At 42.3% G+C, this 5,236-nt stretch carries 8 protein-coding genes; all 8 read left to right on the top strand.

Going from position 1 to position 5,236, the window contains the following annotated elements:
- Positions 1-148: 148 nt before the first annotated feature.
- Positions 149-517 carry a hypothetical protein gene (locus LC574_RS25400; RefSeq protein ID WP_229456314.1) on the top strand — a complete coding sequence of 123 codons (369 nt, stop codon included), beginning with the start codon at positions 149-151 and terminating at the stop codon, positions 515-517.
- 35 nt (positions 518-552) lie between these two features.
- Positions 553-945, top strand: a complete 393-nt coding sequence (locus LC574_RS25395; RefSeq protein ID WP_229456313.1) for a hypothetical protein — start codon at positions 553-555, stop codon at positions 943-945.
- Between the two features lie 3 nt (positions 946-948).
- A complete protein-coding gene (locus LC574_RS25390) occupies positions 949-1,290 on the top strand; it encodes a hypothetical protein (protein WP_229456312.1) in 342 nt (113 codons plus the stop codon).
- Positions 1,280-1,447, top strand: a complete 168-nt coding sequence (locus LC574_RS25385; protein ID WP_229456311.1) for a hypothetical protein — start codon at positions 1,280-1,282, stop codon at positions 1,445-1,447. The genes LC574_RS25390 and LC574_RS25385 overlap by 11 nt, the downstream gene beginning before the upstream one ends.
- Positions 1,448-1,452: 5 nt before the next feature.
- On the top strand, positions 1,453-1,620 hold the full coding sequence (locus tag LC574_RS25380; protein ID WP_229456310.1) for a hypothetical protein: 168 nt from the start codon (positions 1,453-1,455) through the stop codon (positions 1,618-1,620).
- 33 nt (positions 1,621-1,653) lie between these two features.
- Positions 1,654-2,535 carry a TauD/TfdA family dioxygenase gene (locus LC574_RS25375; protein WP_229456309.1) on the top strand — a complete coding sequence of 294 codons (882 nt, stop codon included), beginning with the start codon at positions 1,654-1,656 and terminating at the stop codon, positions 2,533-2,535.
- Positions 2,536-2,791: 256 nt separating this feature from the next.
- Positions 2,792-3,868, top strand: coding sequence for an aliphatic sulfonate ABC transporter substrate-binding protein (locus tag LC574_RS25370; protein ID WP_229456308.1), 1,077 nt, complete (start codon positions 2,792-2,794; stop codon positions 3,866-3,868).
- A gap of 135 nt (positions 3,869-4,003) precedes the next feature.
- On the top strand, positions 4,004-5,236 hold a 1,233-nt coding region (locus LC574_RS25365; RefSeq protein ID WP_229456307.1), incomplete at its 3' end, for an MFS transporter.

Genomic DNA, 5,236 nt, shown 5'->3' with positions numbered 1-5,236 from the left:
GAGGAGTAGAACTTGATACGGTTTTTCTTGTGAATGGCAGGCTAGCTATTAAGCTAATCACCTTTGCAAGGCTTCTACATTACTCAAGCGATTATTTATTGCAGCTTATCAAAAAGCTACTGAACAAGGGAATTAGAATAGGGTTTAAATGGAAAAGAAACTGGTATATTTTCTTACCTACCTCTCCGATAAAATCAATTCTTCAGAACAAAAATATATTCAATCAAATGGTTCGATTGATATTGTTGCAAGCGATTATTTGGGTTCTACCTACTCGGTTTTTGTTAATGGTGGTGGTGATTTAAATTCTGATACTCTTCCAGAAGCATTATTAGAAATAGCTAGCGTTTTAGCTGCTACTGAAAAAGCTGTAACACCAACCGAAAACCAGCCTAACAACGTTCAAATTCAGTTTGATATTGAAACTGGCAATGCTACAATCTCAGCTAATCTACCCTTCAATACTGCGGCCGCAAGCAATGGTGATGTAACTATCCACGCCATTGATTATCTCTAAACCTATTTAAATAAAAAGGCTAAAGAGGTAAAACCATGCCAAAAGGTACAAAATTAGGCCCCCGTGTCACAGTCCAGTTTGCTGCTGCTAAAAAAACAAGTAAAAAAACTGGAACACAAGGCGGGTCAGCTAGATATGTTTTTATGCTGAAGTCTACGGCTGAAGCGCTTGGACTTAAAGCCGTTCCTCAAGCTGGGGTAAAAAACAAAAAAGGCACTACGATAGCTGTTCGCGGCTCCAAAGGTGCAGGAAGTATCAAGGTTCCGATTGGTAATTCCAAAGATGGGAAGCAGAAATACAAAAGTATTCCCGTACCAGCCGGAGCAACAATTAATGAAATTAGACAGTTTTTGTCTAAAGCATCAAACAAACCTCAGTCATTTGTCAGTGTTGATGGTAGAACATATCCAATTGTGACTAGCAAGTAGTAAATGATTGAAACTCAATTAATCTTTCGGAATGAATATAGATGGGACTTAAAAAAAGTTGATTCTGTACTCATTCCTTACTTGTTTGATAATGATGCCTCTCTTATTATCACAATCCAACCAAAAAGTAGGTTGACCAAAAATTATGTTACTGCTGGCAAGCTAGACCAAATATTGATTGACTACCCTAATAAACTAGTTGCTAGCTCTCAAGTAATTAATTTGACTAAAAACTATCAAGTTAACTTTCCTGAACAAGGAAGATTTCAATTAGAATTCTTCCCTTATCAGTTTTTGGGGAAAACTTTGATATCTATCAGTCGGATTTTAAATCATGAAAATTGATGTCAACAATGCTCTAACTATTATTTTGGGGCTGATTGCTGTAATTGGATCTATTTACAGGTTAGCTCAAATTGAGGCAAATATTAATAATAGGATTTCTCGCCTTGAAGCAAATATCTTAACAGTAGTTGATACCCTCAAAGACAATTTGATTTAGATCATTTGGATGTCGAGCGTCTTCTATATCGCACCACCATTACTGGGGATGTTCCAGTTGGAGTTGATGGTTTCCGCTCAGAAGTGGTTCAAGGTGAAGCGTTCAGTTCCGAAGTACCAACTGTCTTCAAGGAGAAAGCTGAGTCTAAAGAAGCACAACCAGTGCTTTCGTAAGCTACAAACTACAAAGTGCAAGGAGAAATTTTTATGACATTTACTGCAACACGAATTGAGATTACGCCTACTGGAGCAGCTTTAGGAGCAGTTGTTACTGGTGTAGATGCTAGTCTTGCAGCACAACCAGAAGTAATCCTGCAACTCAAGCAGGCGTGGCGTGATCACCACATCCTAATCTTCAAAAATCAACAATTGACTGACGACCAATTATTAGCGTTTGCGAATTACTTTGGCGACATTCTCCAACAGCCTGCTTATATCCGTAAAGGAGAAACGGAGCCGTACCTGCCACCCCTTGTTCTTACTCTTGCAAATGCTGCCTCCCAAGAAAGTTCCGTCAATCTTGCACCCAACTATCGGGAACTTTTACCCCATATCGACCACGACTGGTTGCCTACACCATCTAGCGGTTCATTTTTATATGGGGTAGAACTACCTGAGAATGGCCCTGATACCTATTGGGTGAATTTGATTCAGGCTTACGAAGAACTAGATGATGCTACCAAGAAGCAGATTGCTGGTTTGCAGTTGCGCCATTTTAATTTCTATGGCAAGTATCGGGATGAGTATCCTGAGCCTGCCTACGCAGCCGGTCGTTCCGTTGAACCCGGTGAACGAGTTGCTACCCATCCTTTGGTTCGCACTCACCCAGATACTGGCAAGAAAGTTCTCTTCCTAAATGCCGCTAGCGAGGTAGATATTGTTGATTACGACCCAGTGGAAGGGGCAAAGCTAATTGAGCGGTTGCGGGAACACATTAAGCAACCCCACTTTGTTTATCAACACCACTGGAGCAAGGGCGACCTGCTTTATTGGGACAACCAGGCAACGGCTCACTATCGCCCCGAATTTAATTCCAACGCAACCCGGATTTTGAAGCGGGTTAGCATTCGAGGAAGCCGTCCTTTCTAAAGTTCAGCTAGCTAAAGGTTGTGAATTCTTTCAAATACAAAACTTTACTCCCCCTTTTCTTCTCCACTTTAGAGAGCAGAGGGGGAAAAACTAGTTTTGACACCAAACCGGATGCGATTTGATCTAGCCTTCTTGTCAAGGATAGAACCCTCTAATCGATTCGGTCAGCTTGCAGAGATTTTGCTCCCACGGTATCAGCGTCAAGTCGCTCCTCGAAATTAAAAATTAAAAAAAGGTCAAGATGAGGTAGAAAGTTATGGTCAGACCGCAAATTGGAAAGTACTCAATATCCAGGCGTGATTTACTTTACACTTTTTATGGGTTAGCGTCTTTTACTGCCTTAGTCAGTTGTGGAACAAATAACCGCAGCACAGGCAATAGCAGCAGTACAACCTTGAGTACTAATGCCACTAGTAACAATAAAGGCAGTACCAAGCTCGTTCGACTTGGCTACCAAGTTTCCGGGGATCTAACCCACGAAAAAGGCGTAATTGAAAAACGTTTAGCTCCTCAAGGAATAGGTGTTACTTGGTCTCAATTTGTGTCCGGGCCACCGCTCTTAGAAGCCTTAAATGTGGGTAGCATTGACCTTGGACCTGCTGGCGAAACGCCACCCATTTTTGCTCAGGCAGCTGGTACCAATCTGATTTATGTAGTTAATATCCCACCAGGTACTGGAAAAGGTTCCGCAATTATTGTGCTAAAGGATTCTCCAATCCAAACATTGGCAGGTCTTAAAGGTAAAAAAGTTGCTTATTCTAGAGGGACGGCTCAGACCTTTTTTGTAGTGAAAGCGTTTGAAGAGGTAGGGTTAAAAATCAGTGATATTGAATCAGTGAATCTAACCATTGCAGATGGAAGAGCAGCGTTTTTGAGCAAGACGGTTGATGCCTTTGTAGAAAGTGATCCTAATCTGATCAAGCTGCAACGGGAAGGCAGTATTCGGATCTTACGAGACGCGCAAGGAATTAAGACGCCAGGAGCTTATTACCTAGCTTCACGAGATTTTGCAATTAATAATGCTGAACTCTTGAAAGCAATTTTGTCAGAGTACTACCAAGTTGGGCAGTGGGCAAACAAAAACAGGCGGGCTGCTGCCGAAATCCTCGCACCGAAGGTCAAGACTGATGTCGATACTATGGAGTTGACGCTGACGAGAAGAAAATATGACATGAGACCAATTACTGAGGAAGTAATTAGCGCTCAACAAAAGGTTGCGGATCTTCTGTATGAACTGAAAGTTGTGCCAAAACAAGTCGATGTTAAAGAAGCAACCTTAACTGCCCAGCAGTATGCAGCAATTACACCGGATGCCGTTAGGAATAAGGCTTAACCTTTGAATCAGCAAGCTTGCTACAAAACCAGACGCGATGCCTGCGGCGGTAAACTACGCAATTATCCTATAATTATTAGTGAAACTAAATATTGGTTAATCTAAGATTTAGTAGAACATAGTATAATTCTCCTAATGAAAATTTGGAACAGACAACTAGGCGATCGCGTAAGTAATATCATTTACCAGTATTTACCAGCCTTTCGCTGGCGTAATTTTCGCCTGTTTTTTAGTGGACAGTTACTATCAATGTCTGGGACATTTATGACCCAGCAATTAACTATTCCTTGGCTGGTATACGATTTAACTAAATCGGCTTGGTTGTTGGGAGTTGCAGGCTTTGTACAATTTTTACCTACGTTATTAGTGATTCCGTTTTCGGGCGTATTGTCCGATCGCTGGAGTCGTCGTGACTTGTTAATGGTGGTGCAGATATTGGGAATTAGCGTTTCCCTGGCATTAACGATTCTTACCTTTAGGAATTCCATTACGTTTCCCATCCTATTGGTACTGAGTGTTCTCAATGGTTTTCTCAAGGGATTAGATATGCCCGTGCGTCATACAATCGTCACCGAAACCGTAGACGATCGCGCCGATTGGAGTAATGCGATCGCCTTGAATTCAGTGATGTTAAGTTCCTCGCTGGTATTGGGGCCGGCTATGGGCGGGATTTTGATTGCGACGCTAGGGGTGAAATATTGTTTTCTCTACGATACCCTCAGCTATATCCCTGCCATCTTTACCCTGCTAGCGATGCGGCTGAAAGTCAGACCCACGTTGACCCTAACGAGCTTGAGCGATACTTTGCAAAAATTGCGGGAGGGCTTTGAATATGTCTCCAAATTCCAGCCGATTAGAGCAATTTTATTAATACTGGCGTTACAAGGTTTAGTCGGAATGTCTCATGTCGCGCTTATGCCCGTCTTCGCCGCTAAGATTTTAAATGGGGATGCAACTACGATGGCTCACCTCAGCACCTCAGGGCCCATTGGCTCGTTGTTTGCTTGTTTGTATTTGAGTTTCAGGCGAGGGATTGCGGGCTTAGAACGTTTGATTGTAGCCGCTCAAGTCTTGATTGGGATAAGTCTGATTTCCTTCTCACTATCGCGTCAAGTTGGATTATCCATAATCATACTGGTGTTTACAGGCTGCTTTTCCATCCTCCTGATTACCAGTAGTAATATGATTATCCAAACCCTAGTTGCCGAGGATAAGCGCGGACGGGTGATGAGTTTTTATGCTCTAGCAATGGTGGGTATGATGCCCTTTGGGAATCTGTTAGCTGGAACTTTGGGACATAATTTTGGTGCGACTAATGCCTTGATCCTCTGTGGCAGTCTAAATATCGTAGGTGCGCTATGGTTCTCT

Source organism: Nostoc sp. CHAB 5715 (genome assembly GCF_020829685.1).
Classification (GTDB): domain Bacteria; phylum Cyanobacteriota; class Cyanobacteriia; order Cyanobacteriales; family Nostocaceae; genus Nostoc.
Note: the sequence above shows the minus strand (reverse complement) of the source record. Positions and strands in the feature narration are given on the sequence as shown.

Coding starts and splice junctions, on each gene's coding strand:
- LC574_RS25400 (WP_229456314.1), top strand. CDS start 149: ATGGAAAAGAAACTGGTATATTTTCTTACCTACCTCTCCGATAAAATC.
- LC574_RS25395 (WP_229456313.1), top strand. CDS start 553: ATGCCAAAAGGTACAAAATTAGGCCCCCGTGTCACAGTCCAGTTTGCT.
- LC574_RS25390 (WP_229456312.1), top strand. CDS start 949: ATGATTGAAACTCAATTAATCTTTCGGAATGAATATAGATGGGACTTA.
- LC574_RS25385 (WP_229456311.1), top strand. CDS start 1,280: ATGAAAATTGATGTCAACAATGCTCTAACTATTATTTTGGGGCTGATT.
- LC574_RS25375 (WP_229456309.1), top strand. CDS start 1,654: ATGACATTTACTGCAACACGAATTGAGATTACGCCTACTGGAGCAGCT.
- LC574_RS25370 (WP_229456308.1), top strand. CDS start 2,792: ATGGTCAGACCGCAAATTGGAAAGTACTCAATATCCAGGCGTGATTTA.